Source organism: Thermosynechococcus vestitus BP-1, assembly GCF_000011345.1.
In the GTDB taxonomy this organism is placed as follows: domain Bacteria; phylum Cyanobacteriota; class Cyanobacteriia; order Thermosynechococcales; family Thermosynechococcaceae; genus Thermosynechococcus; species Thermosynechococcus vestitus.
Map to the genome: position 1 here is coordinate 428,630 of NC_004113.1, position 15,691 is coordinate 444,320.

Genomic DNA, 15,691 nt, shown 5'->3' on the forward strand with positions numbered 1-15,691 from the left:
AGTGTCGGTCATGGACGCACTATTTTTATTGGCAACGGAAGAGGTGGGGCATTTTGGCATTAACACCAATTTGCTCGAAACTAATGTGATCAACCTTGCCATCCTTATTGGGGTATTGGTGTATTTTGGCCGCGGCGTACTTGGCAAAACCTTGGGCGATCGCCAGAAACAAATTGCCACAGCCATTGCTGAGGCAGAAGAACGCCAGAAAGTGGCGGCAGCCCGTCTCGCCGAAGCGCAGCAAAAACTGACTCAGGCTAAACAGGAGGCACAACGCATTCGCGAGGATGCTCTTACCCGTGCAAAGGCAGTCAAGGAAGAAATCATTGCCCAAGCCAAGCGGGAAATTGAGCGCTTGCAGGAAACGGCTTCCCAAGATACTAGTGCCGCCACTGAGCGGGCGATCGCCGAAATTCGTGAGCGAATTGCCGCTATGGCACTGGCAGAGGCAGAAAACCAACTGAAAGCGCGTTTGAGTCAAAATCCAGACCTTCAGCGCACTCTTATTGATCGCAGTATTGCCCTACTAGGAGGCAAATGATGCAGACCACCGTCCGTGGTGAAGTTGTTGAACCCTATGCCGAGGCACTGCTGTCGTTGGCACAAACCCACAACCTCATTGATCAGTTTCAGCAGGACACGCAATTGATGGTGGAACTTGTTGCCAGTTCCGGTGAATTGCAACAGTTTCTCGCGAATCCCCTGATCAAGCCTGAGGCCAAAAAGAATGTGCTGCGGCAGTTGACAGTGGATAAGGTGCACGGCTATTTCCTCAACTTCCTCATGTTGCTCGTGGATCGGCGGCGAATTAACTTTCTCAGTTCCATTTGTGAGCATTACCGTGCCCTTGTGCGCAAACTCCGCAATGTGGCCTTGGCAGAAGTGACCAGTGCCGTTGAACTCAACGACGATCAACGCCGTGCCGTGGTCGAAAAGGTCAAAACGATGACCGGTGCTGCCGATGTGGAACTTGTGACTGCCTGTGATCCTGAACTGATTGGTGGCGTGGTCATTAAAGTTGGCTCCCAAATCTTTGATGCCAGCCTGCGGGGTCAACTCCGCCGCCTCAGTGTCACCTTGGCGCAAGCCACCTAACACCCTCTTTGTAAACTGTTCAACCCTTGAGAGCGACTTCTATGGTAAGTATCCGACCCGACGAAATCAGTAGCATTATTCGCCAGCAAATCGAGCAGTACGAACAGTCGATCAAAGTCGATAATGTCGGTACTGTCTTGCAGGTGGGCGATGGTATTGCCCGTGTCTATGGCCTCGATAAGGTGATGGCCTCCGAGTTGGTGGAATTTGAAGACGGCACCGTGGGGATTGCCCTCAACCTCGAAGAGGATAATGTGGGGGTGGTGCTGATGGGTGATGGCCTCAGTATTGAAGAAGGCAGTACTGTGCGTGCCACTGGGAAAATTGCCTCGATTCCCGTGGGTGAAGCGGCCATTGGTCGGGTTGTGGATGCGCTGATGCGCCCCATTGATGGCAAAGGGGAAATTCACACGACGCAAAGTCGCCTGATTGAATCCCCTGCACCTGGTATTGTCCAGCGCAAATCTGTGTGTGAGCCATTGCAAACGGGAATTACGGCCATTGACGCCATGATTCCCATTGGTCGCGGTCAGCGGGAACTGATCATTGGCGATCGCCAGACAGGGAAAACAGCTGTTGCCATTGACACAATCTTGAACCAAAAGGGCCAAGACGTGATTTGCGTGTATGTGGCCATTGGTCAAAAAGCCTCCAGTGTCGCCCAAGTGGTGAACGTGCTGCGGGAGCGGGGGGCCCTGGACTACACCATTGTCATTGCCGCCAACGCCAGTGATCCAGCGGCTTTGCAGTATCTTGCCCCCTACACCGGTGCCACGGTTGCTGAGTACTTCATGTACCAAGGTAAGCACACCCTCGTTGTCTATGACGACCTCTCCAAACAGGCTCAAGCCTATCGGCAAATGTCGCTACTCCTGCGTCGTCCCCCCGGCCGCGAAGCCTATCCTGGGGATGTCTTCTATCTCCACTCCCGCTTGCTAGAGCGTGCAGCCAAACTCAACGATGCCCTCGGTGGTGGCAGCATGACTGCGCTGCCGGTGGTTGAAACCCAAGCCGGTGACGTGTCTGCCTACATTCCCACCAACGTCATTTCCATTACCGACGGTCAAATTTTCCTCTCCTCTGACCTCTTCAACGCTGGCTTGCGTCCTGCCATCAACGCGGGGATTTCCGTGTCGCGGGTCGGTTCCGCTGCTCAAATCAAAGCCATGAAGCAGGTGGCCGGGAAACTGAAGCTGGAATTGGCGCAATTTGATGAACTGCAGGCCTTTGCCCAGTTTGCCTCCGACCTGGATAAAGCCACCCAAAACCAACTGGCCCGCGGTCAGCGCCTGCGGGAAATCCTTAAGCAGCCTCAATATTCTCCCATTCCGGTGGAATACCAAGTGGCAACCATCTATGCGGGTACCAATGGCTACCTTGACGACATCCCCGTTGAGGCAGTGGCCAAGTTTGTTGCTGGTCTGCGCGATTACCTGCGCACCAATAAGCCAGAATACGGTGAGATTATCCGCACGACGCAAAAACTGGATGAAAAAGCTGAAGCCCTGCTGAAGGAGGCGATCGCTGAGTACAAAGCTACCTTCACTGCCTAAGCATCACCTGACTTAGATCAAAATCAACAGCTCAACAATGACTTGAACCTGCCCGCCACCAAGGGTAGGTTTTTTGTCAATCGCCAACGTAGCGCTAGCTGGTAGCGGGTTAGAGACAAAGGAGTGTCAAAAATCATTGCAGTTTCCTTAATGAGGGCCCCTAGCTTTGTATTCTCTCCTACACTGAGGATCCAAGGGCGAGCCTTTATCAAGGAGTTCTGTAGTGCGTGTCGTTGTCATGGCCGGTGGGAGTGGCACTCGCTTACGCCCCCTAACCTGCGATCTACCCAAACCCATGGTGCCGGTGGTCAATCGTCCCATTGCCGAGCATATTCTCAATCTCCTGCGCCGCCATAACCTTGATGATGTGGTCATGACATTGCATTATCTCCCCGATGTGGTGCGGGACTATTTTGGGGATGGGAATGAATTTGGGGTGCACCTGAGCTATGTCGTTGAGGAAGAGCAGCCCCTTGGCACGGCAGGTTCGGTAAAAAACATTGTCAATCTGCTAACGGATCCGTTTTTGGTGGTCAGTGGCGATAGCATTACCGATGTCGATTTAACCGATGCCCTGCGTTTTCACCAACAGCACGGTGCTCCCGTAACCCTGATCCTTGCCCGTGTGCCCCAACCGAAGGAGTTTGGCATTGTCTTTACCGATAGCGATGGCCGCGTGCGGCGGTTTCTCGAGAAGCCTTCAGCAGCGGAAGTCTTTACGGACACAGTCAATACGGGCATCTACATCCTCAACCCCACGGTTATGGATTACCTGAATAGCGGCATTGAGCGGGATTTTTCGCGGGATCTGTTCCCATTGCTGTTGCAGGCGGATGTGCCGATGTATGGCTATATCACCGATGCTTACTGGTGCGATGTCGGCAGTCTCCAAACCTATCAACAGGTGCAACAGGATGCCCTCTATGGTCGGGTTCACTTGGAAATTCAGGGGCACGAAGTTCAGCCGCAAATTTGGGTAGGGCACAACACCCCATTGCCGCCAACGGTTCAGCTACAGGCACCGCTCGTCTTGGGCAATAACTGCCGCTTGGGTGCGGGGGTCACCCTTGGGCCGGGGACAGTCTTGGGGGATAACGTGATGATTGGCAATGGCAGTCGGTTGCGTTCAGTGGTGGCTTGGAATGGCTGCTTTATTGGGGATGACAGTGAATTGGAGCATTGCATCTTAGCTCGCCATGTCCATGTCGATCGCCATGTGACACTACAGGAAGGGGTGATTATTGGCAGTCGCTGTGTGGTGAGGGAGGAAGCCAGCCTGAGTCAGGGAGTGCGCATCTGGCCAGGAAAACGCATTGAAGCCGGTGCAATTGTCAATCAAAGCCTGATCTGGGGCACAACAGGGCAGCGCTATCTCTTTGGGCAGCGGGGAGTGGCCGGTGTGGCCAATGTGGACATTACACCGGAGTTTGCTGTGCGGCTGGCGGCAGCCTATGCCTCAATTCTTGAGCCCGGAACCAGTGTGCTTGTGTCGCGAGATCAGCGAAATGTATCGCGGATGGTGTCCCATGCCCTGATGTCGGGTTTGATGTCGGTGGGGATTCATGTCCTCAATTTGGAGGCGATCGCCCTGCCCATTGCCCGCTTTGCCGCCCAAACCCTTTCAGTCAGTGGGGGGATTCATGTGCGTGCCCATCCCGATCGCGCCGATCAGCTTTTGATTGAGTTTTTTGACCACAAAGGCATCAACCTCAGTAGAGCCAAAGAGCGGCAAATTGAAACTGCCTACTTCCGTGAAGAGATTCGCCGTGCCCTACTGACGGATGTCGGTGTCATGACCCATCCCAACAACTGCGTGGCCGCCTATGCCCAAGGCTTTGAAAAGTGGCTGAATACGCAACTGTTTTATGGTAGCCCCGCCAAAATTGTTATTGACTATGCCTATGCCGTTTCTGGGGTCGTCTTGCCCCAGATCCTCAGTAAGTTTGGCTGCGATGCCGTTGTTCTCAATGCCACCCTCCACCCAACGCCTCTAAATATTCTCGAGCGACAGCGACTCCTGCGGGAACTGGGACAGGTGGTGACCGCACTTTCTGCGAGTTTGGGGGTGCAAGTCTCCGCCAATGGCGAACGGTTGACCTTGGTGGACAATGCCGGTCAGGTTTTCAGTGATCAAGAACTCACGGCCTTAATGACCTACTTAACCCTCTTGACTCATCCGGGGGGCACCGTCGTGGTGCCGGTCACAACCTCTAGTGCTGTGGAGGCGATCGCCCGCCAGCAGGGAGGACACATTATCCGCAGTCGTACCAACCCGACTGATCTCATGGAAGCCTGCCAACACCAGAGCGGCGTTGTCCTAGGGGGGTCCGCAGAAACCGGTTTCATCTTCCCGCAACTGCATCCTGGATTTGATGCCATGTTTACGATCGCCACACTGATCGAACTGCTGGCACTGATTGGCAAGCCCCTCACAGTGATCCGCCAAGAACTGCCCCGCGTCCACTACTATCACCGCCCGATTCGCTGTCCTTGGCTGGCTAAAGGGTCATTGATGCGCCACTTAGTGGAAACCCATCCCCGCAACCATTTAAGTCTCATTGATGGCGTCAAAATTGGTGAACCCAATACTGACCATTGGGTACTGATTCTGCCCGATGCCAGTGAGCCACTGGTACACCTCTACGTGAATAGCCCTGATGCCCTTTGGAGTCAGCAGATGCTGCAACGCTATAGCCGCCGCATTGAAGCGTTTGCCCGCTTGGAACCCCTCTCAGATGCCACAATAAAGATGTAACCCAAATCCCGTAGAATCAGAGAAAATTTTTCGTACATTAGGCACAATGGTGGTTTTGAAAACGGAGACAACCCAAGGGAGTTGGAGTGATAAATTGCGGGGAATTGCCCGTTGGTGGTCAGAATTCAAGATTCAAACCCGCCTCATGGCCACAGCAACCCTCGTGGTCTCCATCATCATGAGTGGCCTCACCTTCTGGGCGGTGAACACAATTCAAACCAATGCCCACCTCAATGACACCCGCTATGGTCGCGATTTAGGGTTACTCCTCGCTGCTGATGTAGCACCCCTTGTGGCCAAAGGGGATACCGCCGCTGTTGCTGAATTTTCCCGTAAATTCTATGAGCGCAGTGCCAGTATTCGCTACATCCTCTATGCGGATCCCGACGGGGAAATTTACTATGGCCTACCCTACTCTGCCCCCCAAGTGGAAAGCGCCCTGACCCTGCGCCGCCGTATTCAACTGCCAGAGACCTACCATGCTAGCCAAGAACCCCTCGTGCGCCAACATCAAACCCCCAATGGTTTAGTTGCCGACGTCTTTGTTCCCCTAACCTTCAATGGCGAAAACTTAGGGGTTGTTGCCCTGGGAATTAACCCGAACCCAACATTGATTGCTTCTGCCAATCTCACGCGGGATCTAACGATCGCTGTTTTTGTCTCCCTTTGGATCATGGTGATCTTGGGGGGAGTCTTCAATGCCCTCACGATTACCCAACCCATTAAAGAATTAGTGCAGGGGGTGAAAAACATTGCAGCGGGGAATTTTAAGCAACGCATTAACCTGCCCTTTGGCGGTGAACTGGGGGAGTTGATCACCAGCTTTAATGACATGGCTGAGCGCCTCGCTTCCTACGAGGCCCAAAACATTGAAGAACTCCAAGCCGAGAAAGCTAAACTGGATACCTTGGTCTCGACGATTGCGGATGGAGCCATTCTCTTAGATACCGACATGCGGATTATTCTTGTCAACCCCACAGCGCAGCGTCTTTTCAATTGGGAAGGGATGAACGTTATTGGCCAAAATGCCCTGGACTGCTTTCCAGCCCCGGTGTGCGAAAAACTCACCTGTCCCCTTTACAAGGCCTCTCGCGGCGAGTCAGAAGGGGGAGAATTTCGGGTGACGCTGCAAGAACCTAGCTCGCGATCAGTACGGATTCTGCTGACAACGGTTATGGATGTGCAGCGGGAAAAACCTAAAGGCATTGCAATTACCATTCAGGACATTACCCGCGAAGTGGAACTCAACGAAGCCAAAGCGCAATTGATTAGCAATGTTTCCCATGAGTTGCGTACACCTCTATTCAATATCAAATCAATCATCGAAACGATTCAAGAGTACGGCAGCAGCCTCAGTGAAAAAGAGCAACAGGAGTTCCTAGAAACCGCTAACCACGAGACCGATCGCCTAACTCGCCTTGTCAATGATTTTCTCGATATTTCTCGCCTCGAATCGGGTCGACCCTATCAGTTTGGCTCCGTACAGATGGCGCAGGTGATTGATCAGATCATGCGCACCTACCAACTCAATGCTGCCAATAAGTCCATTACCCTAACTGCCGAGGTGGAAAACCCCCTGCCACCGGTTTGGGGCAATTACGATCTGCTCATTGGTGCCCTCACTAACTTGGTGGGCAATGCCTTGAAGTTTACACCCGAAAATGGACGGGTCACGATTCGTGCCTATGTCTGGCATCCCTCCAGTGATCCAGAGCAGGAACGGGTCCGCATTGAAGTGGCCGACACGGGTATGGGGATTGCCCCCGAGGATCAACCCCGTGTTTTTGAACGCTTTTTCCGCGTCGAGAATCGCGTGCATACCCTAGAGGGGACGGGGCTGGGGTTGGCCATTGTCCAAGATATTATCCACAAGCACAACACGCAAATTCATTTAATTAGTGAATTGGGGGTCGGTAGTACCTTTTGGTTTGATTTGGCCATTGATGAATCCGCCCTCGTTGATAACCCTGATGGCAGAGCTGAAACGGCGCTGCCCCCCGCTTAAAACAGGTGGATAGGGGGTCGCCCCCTGGGCAACAGCGACAAATCATCCGCTAAAATTTGGAGGCAAGAATTAATCACTCCTCACCCTAATGACCGCTTGGGCTTGGCCCTTAGGAAAAAAATACACGTTTTTGCATTTATTTTGCTGCTCTATTTAAAACTCAGTGTTAAACATTGGGGTTAAGGACGTGAAAACAAACTTGCTTACACCCGTTGTGACTCTATCTATTTTCGGCAGTACGGGGGCGGTGTTGCCTGCTTTAGCGATTCCGGTGATCACTCCCACCCAACAGGATATTCAGCCAGCCCTACCGGAGCCAAGCCCTCTACCACCCACCTCACCGCCAGTTCTTGAACCGCCCCCCTCACCCCCTAGTCCAGCTCCTGAGTCAGAAAATGTTTTAATACCTGTACAAAAAATTATTGTTGAAGGCAGTACTCTCTTTGGTCCAGCGGAATTTGATCCGATTCTCAAGCCCCTCGAAGGGCAGCAAGTGACCCTTGCGGAGCTACAGAGAGCCACCGATGCAATTACAAAACTCTATCTAGAGGGGGGCTATTTGACCTCTCGCGCCGTTTTGAACGAGCAGGTGGTACGGGATGGGGTAATCAGGATTCAAGTTCTTGAAGGCCGCCTAGAGGACATTCGTATTGAAGGGAATAAAGGGATTATCCAGCGGTATATTCGCAGCCGTATTGCCCTTGGTGCAGGCGTGCCCCTCAACGGCAATCGCCTTGAAGAGCAGTTGCGTCTGTTGCGAACGGATCCCCTTTTTGCCAATCTTTCTGCGAGTTTGCGACCCGGCACGACACCCCAGGAGAGTGTTTTGGTGGTACGGGTGGTACCTGCCCGCTGGTTGAATGCTGCTTTTGGTCTGGATAACCATACGTCGCCAGCGATCGCCCCGAATCGGGCCACGGCCTTTTTGGGATACAACAACCTCAGTGGTCGCGGCGATAGTGTCTACGGCTCCTACGCCATCGGTAATAACCTCGGCACATTTGATTGGGGCGCATCCAACACGGTGGAGTTTGGCTACAGCCTCCCCCTCAATGCCATGAATGGTACACTCACCATTCGCACCCTGCAAGCGGACAGCGAAATTACCCGCCCCCCCGCCCTTGCGGCCTTTAATATTCGCAGTGAATCTTCTATTTACCAAGCCAGTTTTCGCCAACCCGTGATTCGCACTATCCGCGAGGAACTGGCCTTTGGCATTGGCTTCCTGATGCAGTCGGCGCAGACCTTTGTCCTCGGGGTGCCCGCCCCCATTTCCCCTGGTGCTAATGCCTCCGGCTACAGTGCTTCCCGTGTGCTAGAATTCACCCAAGAATATACTCGCCGCGACACCCAAGGGGCATGGGTCTTTCGCTCGCAGTTTAACTTTGGTCTGCCGATTTTTGGCGCCACAGAAAACCCCAGTCCAATACCCGATGGCAACTTCTTTAGCTGGCTGGGACAGGGGCAGCGACTGCAACTCCTCTGGGCTGATAACCTCTTGATTTTACGCACCGATGTTCAACTCACTCCCAATAGCCTGCTCCCCTTTCACCAATTTGTGATTGGTGGACCGCTGTCGGTGCGCGGTTACTCAACCAATGCGCTCTCTGGGGATAATGGCCTGCGGTTTTCTGGAGAAGCCCGCTTCCCGGTGCTGCGAACTGCCAATCGTCGCCCGATTATTTCTATTGGGCCGCTGTTCGATCTGGGGGTCGTCTGGAATCATAGCCGTAACCCTGCGGGTGCGGTGCCCAATAATGTCATTGCCGGCCTAGGCATGGGACTGTTGGTGCAACCGACGCCCAACCTAGATCTTCAGTTGCAATATGCAGCACCGTTAATTGATCTGCCGGGTCAAACCCGTAGTTTGCAGTCCGATGGCATTTACTTTTCCTTGACGGTGCGGCCCTAGGGCGTATCGAGGGCGGTGCGGAGTGACTGACAAAACTCAGCAACAGCGGCAAGCCCCTGATCCGGTTCCGCCAGACGTTTAACAAAGGCACTGCCGACAATGGCGGCATCAGCGCCCCAGTCACGCACCTGGCGGGCATGCTCTGGACTGGCAATGCCAAACCCAACACCAATGGGCTTGGGGGTGATCTGCCGTAGGGTGTGCAACAGTTCCTGAACGCGGCTGGCCATTTCTTGACGCATGCCAGTGACGCCAGTGGTGCTGACAAGGTAAATAAATCCCTGAGAAGCGGTGGCGATCGCCCGCATCCGTTCGGGCGAGGTGGTGGGCGCAATCAGCAGTGTCAATTCCAAGCCCAAATTGGCCGTCTCCGCGAGAACCGGTTCTGCTTCCTCAAGGGGCAAATCAGGAATCACTAACCCCTTGATCCCGGCTTGGGCAACCGCTTTGAGAAATGAAGAGACCCCCCGATGGTAGATGGGATTGTAGTAGCTAAAAAGAATGAGCGGCGCCGTCAGTTGCTGGTGCAAGTCCGTTGTCATTTCTAAGACGGCTTCAAGGCGGGTTCCCCGTTGCAGAGCGCGGGTGGCAGCTGCCTGAATCACTGGACCATCGGCCAAGGGATCTGAATAGGGCATCCCCAGTTCAATCAAATCTGCGCCGTGGTCATCTAGGATCTTGAGGGCAGCAACTGTCGTTTCTAAATCTGGGTCTCCGGCGGTCAAAAAGGGAATGAGGGCACAGCGCTGGCGAGCACGACAGTGCTCAAAGCGTTCAGAAATTTTAGGCACAATCACGGGCAGTGGCTCTCAAAGATGCATCATTATTGTGCCAGATTAGATACAGCCCTTTTCTAGAATATGAGATACCTATAGTGGCAGGTGGCAGTGAGGGGCATCTCAGCGTGAGTTGGTGGCGTTTTCTCCCCTTTGGCGATCGCCTGCGGGGCAGCGAAGCAGTTGGCGGCCGGCGGCAGTGGACCCTGGAGGCGCGATTGCTCCACTGGTTGACCCTTGTGTGGATTGGCCTTGGTTTGGTCGTTCTCTTTTCCGCTAGTTTTCCTGTGGGCCTGGCTGAAACAGGGGATGGACTGTACTACTTTAGCCGCCAGCTGCTGTGGCTTGCCCTTGGCTGGGCAGGGTTTCAACTGTTTCTGCGGCTACCTTTGCAGCGATCGCTCCAGATGGCGATTCCGGGCTTCTTTTTGTTTTTGCTACTCATCTGGGCAACGCGACTACCGGGGGTTGGGACAACGGTCATGGGCGCCACCCGCTGGATTAGTATTGGCTCCTTTCAACTCCAGCCCTCGGAGATGATGAAGCCTTTTTTAGTCCTGCAAGCCGCTTGGGTGTTTAGCTCTTGGCGGCGGCTGCACCTAAAGGCCCGCTGTTTTTGGTTAACGGCCTTTGCCCTGACGCTCCTGGGGATTTTAATTCAACCGAACCTCAGTACCACCGCCCTCTGTGGCATTACCTTGTGGCTCATTGCCCTCGGTGCAGGTTTACCTTTGGCCCCCCTGCTGTTAACGGCCATGAGTGGCTTGGGCTTAGCGGTTCTCAGCATCAGCATGAATGATTACCAACGGCGGCGGGTCATGTCCTTTCTGAACCCCTGGGCCGATGCGATGGGGGATGGCTATCAGCTAGTCCAGAGTCTATTGGCGGTTGCCTCAGGGGGCGTTTTGGGTGCCGGGTATGGCTTTTCCCAGCAAAAGCTCTCCTACTTACCGATTCAGCACACTGACTTTATTTTTGCGGTTTATGCGGAAGAAACAGGGTTAGTGGGCTGTCTACTGCTGTTGGCACTGTTGATGGCCTACGGTTGGCTGGGAATGCGAGTGGTGAATCGGGCGCGGGATGCCCTAATCCAGCTCACTGCTTTGGGGGCAACGGTGATGATGCTCCTCCAAGCCCTGATTAATATCAGTGTAGCCATTGGTCTGTTGCCAACAACGGGATTACCCTTTCCCTTCTTTAGCTATGGGGGTAGCTCAATGATGGCCAGTATGGCGATCGCTGGCCTGTTGATTCGCTGTGCCCGCGAAGGGCAGCAGGCAGAGGTGATTGCCTTCCCTGGTGCGACAAAAGCTCGCTCCAGAACCTCCAGAAGCACCCGCCGCCGTGCTGTTCCCGTGGTCCCCTTGCGTCCCGAAGGAATCAATAAACCCTAGGCTGACACTTCACGGCCATCTTGACACCACACGGCAATGACCGCAGGCCGAGGCACCACGACTTGGTCACCATAGGGCCAGCGTGTTCACAGGTCAAACCCGCAGCGCCAAAAAGAGGGCTGTTTTCAAAACAGCGCGGCGGCTCAAGGCACGGGATAGCAGATCACCAAAATACTCGCCCATGGGTAGCCGAAAATCTCTTTACTCTAGGTACCAGTTCATAGGTTAGGGAAACGTGGCGGAAATTAGGTTAGGTGGAGCCTAGATACTGTCGTCACGAGATTGATGCCCAAATGGCGATACAACGGATGTGCACAGCAGCAAGGAAAGAAGCCGTATTTTTGGCGTATCGCGTGGCAATACCTCGCCAACGCTTGAGATGCAAAAAAGCATTCTCAACCAGATGACGAAGCCGATACAACTGCTTGTCGCATTCACGTCGCTGTCTGCGATGTCTGCGCGAAGGGATGACAGGCTGCATCCCATGCTCTTTGGCTTGGGCGATGAGGGCATCACTGTCGTAGCCTTTGTCCGCCAACAGGTACTTTGCATCGATTCCTTCGATCAAGGTTGCAGCTTGGCGACAATCCGCAGTGGTACCTGCTGTGATAACCATTCGCAGCGGCATACCATGCGCATCCACGGCCAGATGTATCTTGGTATTGAGCCCCCTTTTGTACGGCCCATGTCTTGGTTGCCGCCTTTGGCCCCTGTGGCATGAGGGTGGACTTTGACATGAGTAGCATCGATGATCAACCATTCGTAATCGGGCTCGTCGATCAACTGCTCAAGGACCTTTTCCCACACGCCTTTGTCTCGCCAGCGGCAGAACCTTCGATGCACGTTCTTCCAATCTCCGTACTCCGGGGGTAAATCCCGCCAAGGGGCGCCGGTGCGCAGTATCCAGAACACCGCATTGATGAACTGCCGGTTGTCTTTCGCCACACCCCCCCAGCTCCCTCGGCGTCCAGGTAGATGCGGTTCCAACCGCTCCCAAACCCGGTCGGAAATATCGTGGCGACGGTAGTCAGGTGTCCTCATGGCACGGTCCTATAATACAGTCCAGACACACGCTCAGTATCTCATAAACTCGTGACGGCACTATCTAAGAAACGGGAAAAAACCTGTTAAGACAAGGCAGCGGCTAGGAGTTTTTGCGTGTAGGGATGCTGCGGATGAGCAAAGAGCTGTGCCGTGGGGGCGAGTTCGACAATTTTGCCACGATACATGACCGCAACGCGATCGCAAAAACGACGGGCGATCGCCAGATCGTGGGTGATAAAGAGATAGGTCAGTTGCAACTGTTCCTTTAACTCCTGCATTAGCGCCAGCACCTGGGCTTGAATATGGGCATCGAGCATACTCACCGGTTCATCACAGATCACCAGTTGGGGGTGGGTAATTAGGGCACGGGCGATCGCCACCCGCTGGCGTTGTCCCCCCGACAGGGCATGAGGATAGCGATGCAGGTAGGCTTCAGCCGGGGTCAATTCCACCTGCATCAACATCTCACGCACCCGTTCCTGGGCCGCCCGTTTCGCCATCAGCCGATGAATGAGCAGTGGCTCCAGCAAATTTTGCGCCACGGTCATTTTGGGGTTTAGGCAGGCATGGGGGTCTTGGAAAATCATTTGCAGATCGCGGCGGGTTCGGCGCAGTTGGGCCGCTGACAATTGAGTTAAACTGCGCCCCAAAAAGACCACGTCACCGGCATTGGCGGGAATCAGTTGCAGAATTAAGCGCGAAAGTGTACTTTTGCCACAGCCAGACTCACCCACAAGGCCAAGGGTTTCGCCCCGCCGCAGCGTGAGGTCAACGCCATCCACCGCCCGAATCGTGGTTTGCGGTTGTAACCATCCCCCCAAGCGGTAGTGCCGCTGTAGATTCTCAACCCGCAGCAGTTCCGGAGCAGTGTCTAAGGGTGGAGGCTGTGGAGAGGTGAGTTGGGTAGCCGCAAGTAAGGATTGGGTATAAGGGTGCTGTGGCCGTTGCAGCACTTGGTGAGCCGCTCCCAGTTCCATAATTTTGCCTTGGTGCATGACCGCCAGGCGATCGCAATACTTGGCCATCAATGCCAGATCATGGGAAATGAGTAACAGTCCCCGCTGCTCCTGTTGGCACAGGCGCGTGAGTTCCTCCAGAATTTCTGCGGCGACGGTCACATCCAGCGCCGTTGTCGGTTCATCGGCAATGATCAGGGGTGGGTTCAATAACAAGGCAAGGGCGATCGCCACCCGTTGACGCATCCCCCCACTCAACTCATGGGGGTATTGATGGAGGCGATTGGCAGGAATTTTCACCCGCTCCAGCACCTCAATGATGCGCTGCCGCCGTTGGGGACGACTCCAAGAAAACCAATGACTCCGCAATAGCTCATCGCAGTGGTCATAGATGCTCATCAGCGGATTGAGGCGCGTCATCGGATCCTGAAAGACCAAGCCAATTTGCTCGCCCCGCAGTCGCTGCAATTGGGAAGCACTCAGCCCCAAAAGGGATTGCCCCTGAAGTGCGATCTGGCCAAAGATCTGCGACCCTGGCGGCAATAACCGCAAAATGGCCTTGCCAATGGTGGACTTGCCACAACCCGACGCCCCCACCAAGCCAAACCGCTCCCCTGCAGCCACACAAAAAGAAACACCATCCACTACGAATGTTGCAGCAGATGATGTCTCCATTCTAGGGTAGGCGACCCGCAGTTCCCTGAGTTCTAAAAGAGTCGCCATAGGCTGGTGATCCTAGGCAGGTTCGATGCTGGCGTAAAAGACCCCTTGAATTTTTACTTCGTGAGGTTCGTGGGCACCCATATCATCATCGGAGAGTTGCTCACTTTCAAAGGTGCCAGCAATTTCACCGGTGCGGCCATCCACTTTCGCCACATTCAGAGAAATTTGACCCTTCGTGAGGGAGAAGCGTTTGACATTGGCGCGAGCCAGTTCTTCTTCTTTAGCTTGGGGAAGGGCGATCGCCGAGTCATAACCGGAGGCCAAGCCCCGTCCTTTGGGATCGAGGAAGTTGGCGGTGCGGTAGGAAGGAACGTTGAATTCCCCCTTGAAATCCGTTGAAGTAGTGATGCTGGTAACGTTGGGCTGAGTACTCGCCACCAAGTTTTTCACTGTAAACAGCAGTGGGATGCGCTCACCACCCGCCATTTGCACTGTCACTGGTTGGAAATCAATCCCATCCTCTTCCACAAACGTCAGACTGCCATCGCTGTTGACCTTGAGTTCCCCTTGAATTTGATCCAAGCTCGTGGTTTCGCGGGTCACCAGTTTGGTGGGCACAAATTCGGCCTCTTGGCGTTTGTTCTTAGGCTCTTCCTTGACCAAAAATGTCGTCGGCTGCAAGCACAGTCGAGCAATGCGATAGGTTTGGGAACTATCAATGGGATAGGCACCACGGGCCGTATCATCCAGGGTGGGGCACTTGTTGGCCAGACCTGTACCGACAATATCGTCATAGGTTAAAGTCTGTTTTGCGGCAAAGGCGGGGGCGCTCAAGGAAAAAATCCCTAGACATACCGCCAGCAGAGTCGCCATTAAAATGCGATATTTCATGGTTAACCTCAGAAGTCAAAGCATCTCAAAGCAATCAGAGTGTGGGAGATACCCCTGCGTAAGAGTCCAGTGAAGGCAGCCATGCAACTACCTTATCAATCCATGATTATACGGAGGTTTGCGATCGCCTCAGAAAGGAAATTTTCGCAATATTTTAATTCCAAAAAAGTAAAAATGATGGGCGTTTCCTCCCTGGTCGGGCAAAGCCAGCGAACTATCTAAAGGATGAACAAACTAGAATCGGGAGTTGAGCGCAGGATAACAGCGGATGGTGAGTGGTTTCCATGAGTAACAATGGCCAATGGATGAGGTCCAAATGCGTACTGCTAAAGGCTGACGATTGGTAGGGGCAATTTCCTGCAACAAAAGTTTCTGCAGAGAAGGGGCGCGATCGCCCCCATGGATTAAAGGGAGCAAACAGAACCCAAAGATTCCAGAGATAATAGAGATAATTAGGGTGCGACGCGAAAGCTAGCCAGATGATTGTCCCACTAGCCCAACAAGCTAGAACGGGACCGGTTGTGCCCCCAACCGTAGCCTAGGGAGGCATGCGTGACTGGTAACGGTCAGGTATGAAGCCCTCCCGACAACGTAGCCCGAACCGCAAGGTTGAAGCCGAATCCGTGAGGAGGAAGCAACTTCACCAG

The 15,691-nt window shown here is 53.9% G+C and carries 11 protein-coding genes; 7 read left to right on the forward strand and 4 right to left on the reverse strand.

Translation table 11 applies throughout. The features are described from left to right. Position 1 precedes the first annotated feature (1 nt). The 6 genes from TLL_RS02225 (at position 2) to TLL_RS02250 (ending at position 9,320) form a co-directional block, all read left to right on the forward strand. Positions 2 to 541 (forward strand): F0F1 ATP synthase subunit B, encoded by a 540-nt coding sequence (locus tag TLL_RS02225; protein ID WP_011056288.1) that lies wholly within the window; start codon positions 2 to 4, stop codon positions 539 to 541. Continuing rightward, positions 538 to 1,095 (forward strand): ATP synthase F1 subunit delta, encoded by a 558-nt coding sequence (gene atpH, locus TLL_RS02230; RefSeq protein ID WP_011056289.1) that lies wholly within the window; start codon positions 538 to 540, stop codon positions 1,093 to 1,095. The genes TLL_RS02225 and atpH overlap by 4 nt, the downstream gene beginning before the upstream one ends. Positions 1,096 to 1,136: 41 nt before the next feature. Further along, positions 1,137 to 2,648 carry a F0F1 ATP synthase subunit alpha gene (gene atpA, locus TLL_RS02235; protein ID WP_011056290.1) on the forward strand — a complete coding sequence of 504 codons (1,512 nt, stop codon included), beginning with the start codon at positions 1,137 to 1,139 and terminating at the stop codon, positions 2,646 to 2,648. A gap of 223 nt (positions 2,649 to 2,871) precedes the next feature. Beyond that, positions 2,872 to 5,403 carry a mannose-1-phosphate guanyltransferase gene (locus TLL_RS02240; protein WP_011056291.1) on the forward strand — a complete coding sequence of 844 codons (2,532 nt, stop codon included), beginning with the start codon at positions 2,872 to 2,874 and terminating at the stop codon, positions 5,401 to 5,403. 46 nt (positions 5,404 to 5,449) lie between these two features. Then, entirely contained in the window at positions 5,450 to 7,408 is a 1,959-nt protein-coding gene (gene nblS / locus TLL_RS02245; protein ID WP_011056292.1) for a two-component system sensor histidine kinase NblS, read from the forward strand. 214 nt (positions 7,409 to 7,622) lie between these two features. Further along, positions 7,623 to 9,320 (forward strand): ShlB/FhaC/HecB family hemolysin secretion/activation protein, encoded by a 1,698-nt coding sequence (locus TLL_RS02250; protein WP_231833806.1) that lies wholly within the window; start codon positions 7,623 to 7,625, stop codon positions 9,318 to 9,320. On the opposite strand, the gene trpA is transcribed toward TLL_RS02250, so the two are convergent. After that, on the reverse strand, positions 9,317 to 10,111 hold the full coding sequence (gene trpA, locus TLL_RS02255) for a tryptophan synthase subunit alpha (RefSeq protein WP_164921095.1): 795 nt from the start codon (positions 10,109 to 10,111) through the stop codon (positions 9,317 to 9,319). The genes TLL_RS02250 and trpA overlap by 4 nt on opposite strands. A 149-nt stretch (positions 10,112 to 10,260) precedes the next feature. Between trpA and TLL_RS02260 the strand changes: the two genes are divergently transcribed. After that, the gene (locus tag TLL_RS02260) at positions 10,261 to 11,490 is read left to right on the forward strand and encodes an FtsW/RodA/SpoVE family cell cycle protein (protein WP_164921096.1); all 1,230 of its coding nucleotides are present in this window, start codon (positions 10,261 to 10,263) and stop codon (positions 11,488 to 11,490) included. A 274-nt stretch (positions 11,491 to 11,764) separates the two neighbouring features. Here TLL_RS02260 and TLL_RS13430 read toward each other — a convergent pair. The 3 genes from TLL_RS13430 to TLL_RS02275 all read right to left on the reverse strand — a co-directional run bounded on the left by TLL_RS13430 (position 11,765) and on the right by TLL_RS02275 (position 15,044). Continuing rightward, positions 11,765 to 12,531, reverse strand: a protein-coding gene (locus tag TLL_RS13430; protein WP_164920657.1) for an IS5-like element ISTel4 family transposase whose coding sequence is annotated in 2 segments (ribosomal slippage) — positions 11,765 to 12,156 and positions 12,156 to 12,531 — 768 coding nt in all. Because the reading frame shifts where the segments join, the coding sequence is not laid out codon by codon here. Positions 12,532 to 12,617: 86 nt separating this feature from the next. Then, the gene (locus tag TLL_RS02270; protein ID WP_011056296.1) at positions 12,618 to 14,213 is read right to left on the reverse strand and encodes a dipeptide ABC transporter ATP-binding protein; all 1,596 of its coding nucleotides are present in this window, start codon (positions 14,211 to 14,213) and stop codon (positions 12,618 to 12,620) included. Positions 14,214 to 14,225: 12 nt separating this feature from the next. Next, a complete protein-coding gene (locus tag TLL_RS02275; protein ID WP_011056297.1) occupies positions 14,226 to 15,044 on the reverse strand; it encodes a photosystem II manganese-stabilizing polypeptide in 819 nt (272 codons plus the stop codon). Between the last annotated feature and the right edge of the window lie 647 nt (positions 15,045 to 15,691).

Bases quoted from the DNA above. Each gene is read 5' to 3' on its own strand.
- atpH (WP_011056289.1), top strand. From the start codon at position 538: ATGATGCAGACCACCGTCCGTGGTGAAGTTGTTGAACCCTATGCCGAG.
- TLL_RS02270 (WP_011056296.1), bottom strand. From the start codon at position 14,213: ATGGCGACTCTTTTAGAACTCAGGGAACTGCGGGTCGCCTACCCTAGA.
- nblS (WP_011056292.1), top strand. From the start codon at position 5,450: ATGGTGGTTTTGAAAACGGAGACAACCCAAGGGAGTTGGAGTGATAAA.
- TLL_RS02275 (WP_011056297.1), bottom strand. From the start codon at position 15,044: ATGAAATATCGCATTTTAATGGCGACTCTGCTGGCGGTATGTCTAGGG.
- atpA (WP_011056290.1), top strand. From the start codon at position 1,137: ATGGTAAGTATCCGACCCGACGAAATCAGTAGCATTATTCGCCAGCAA.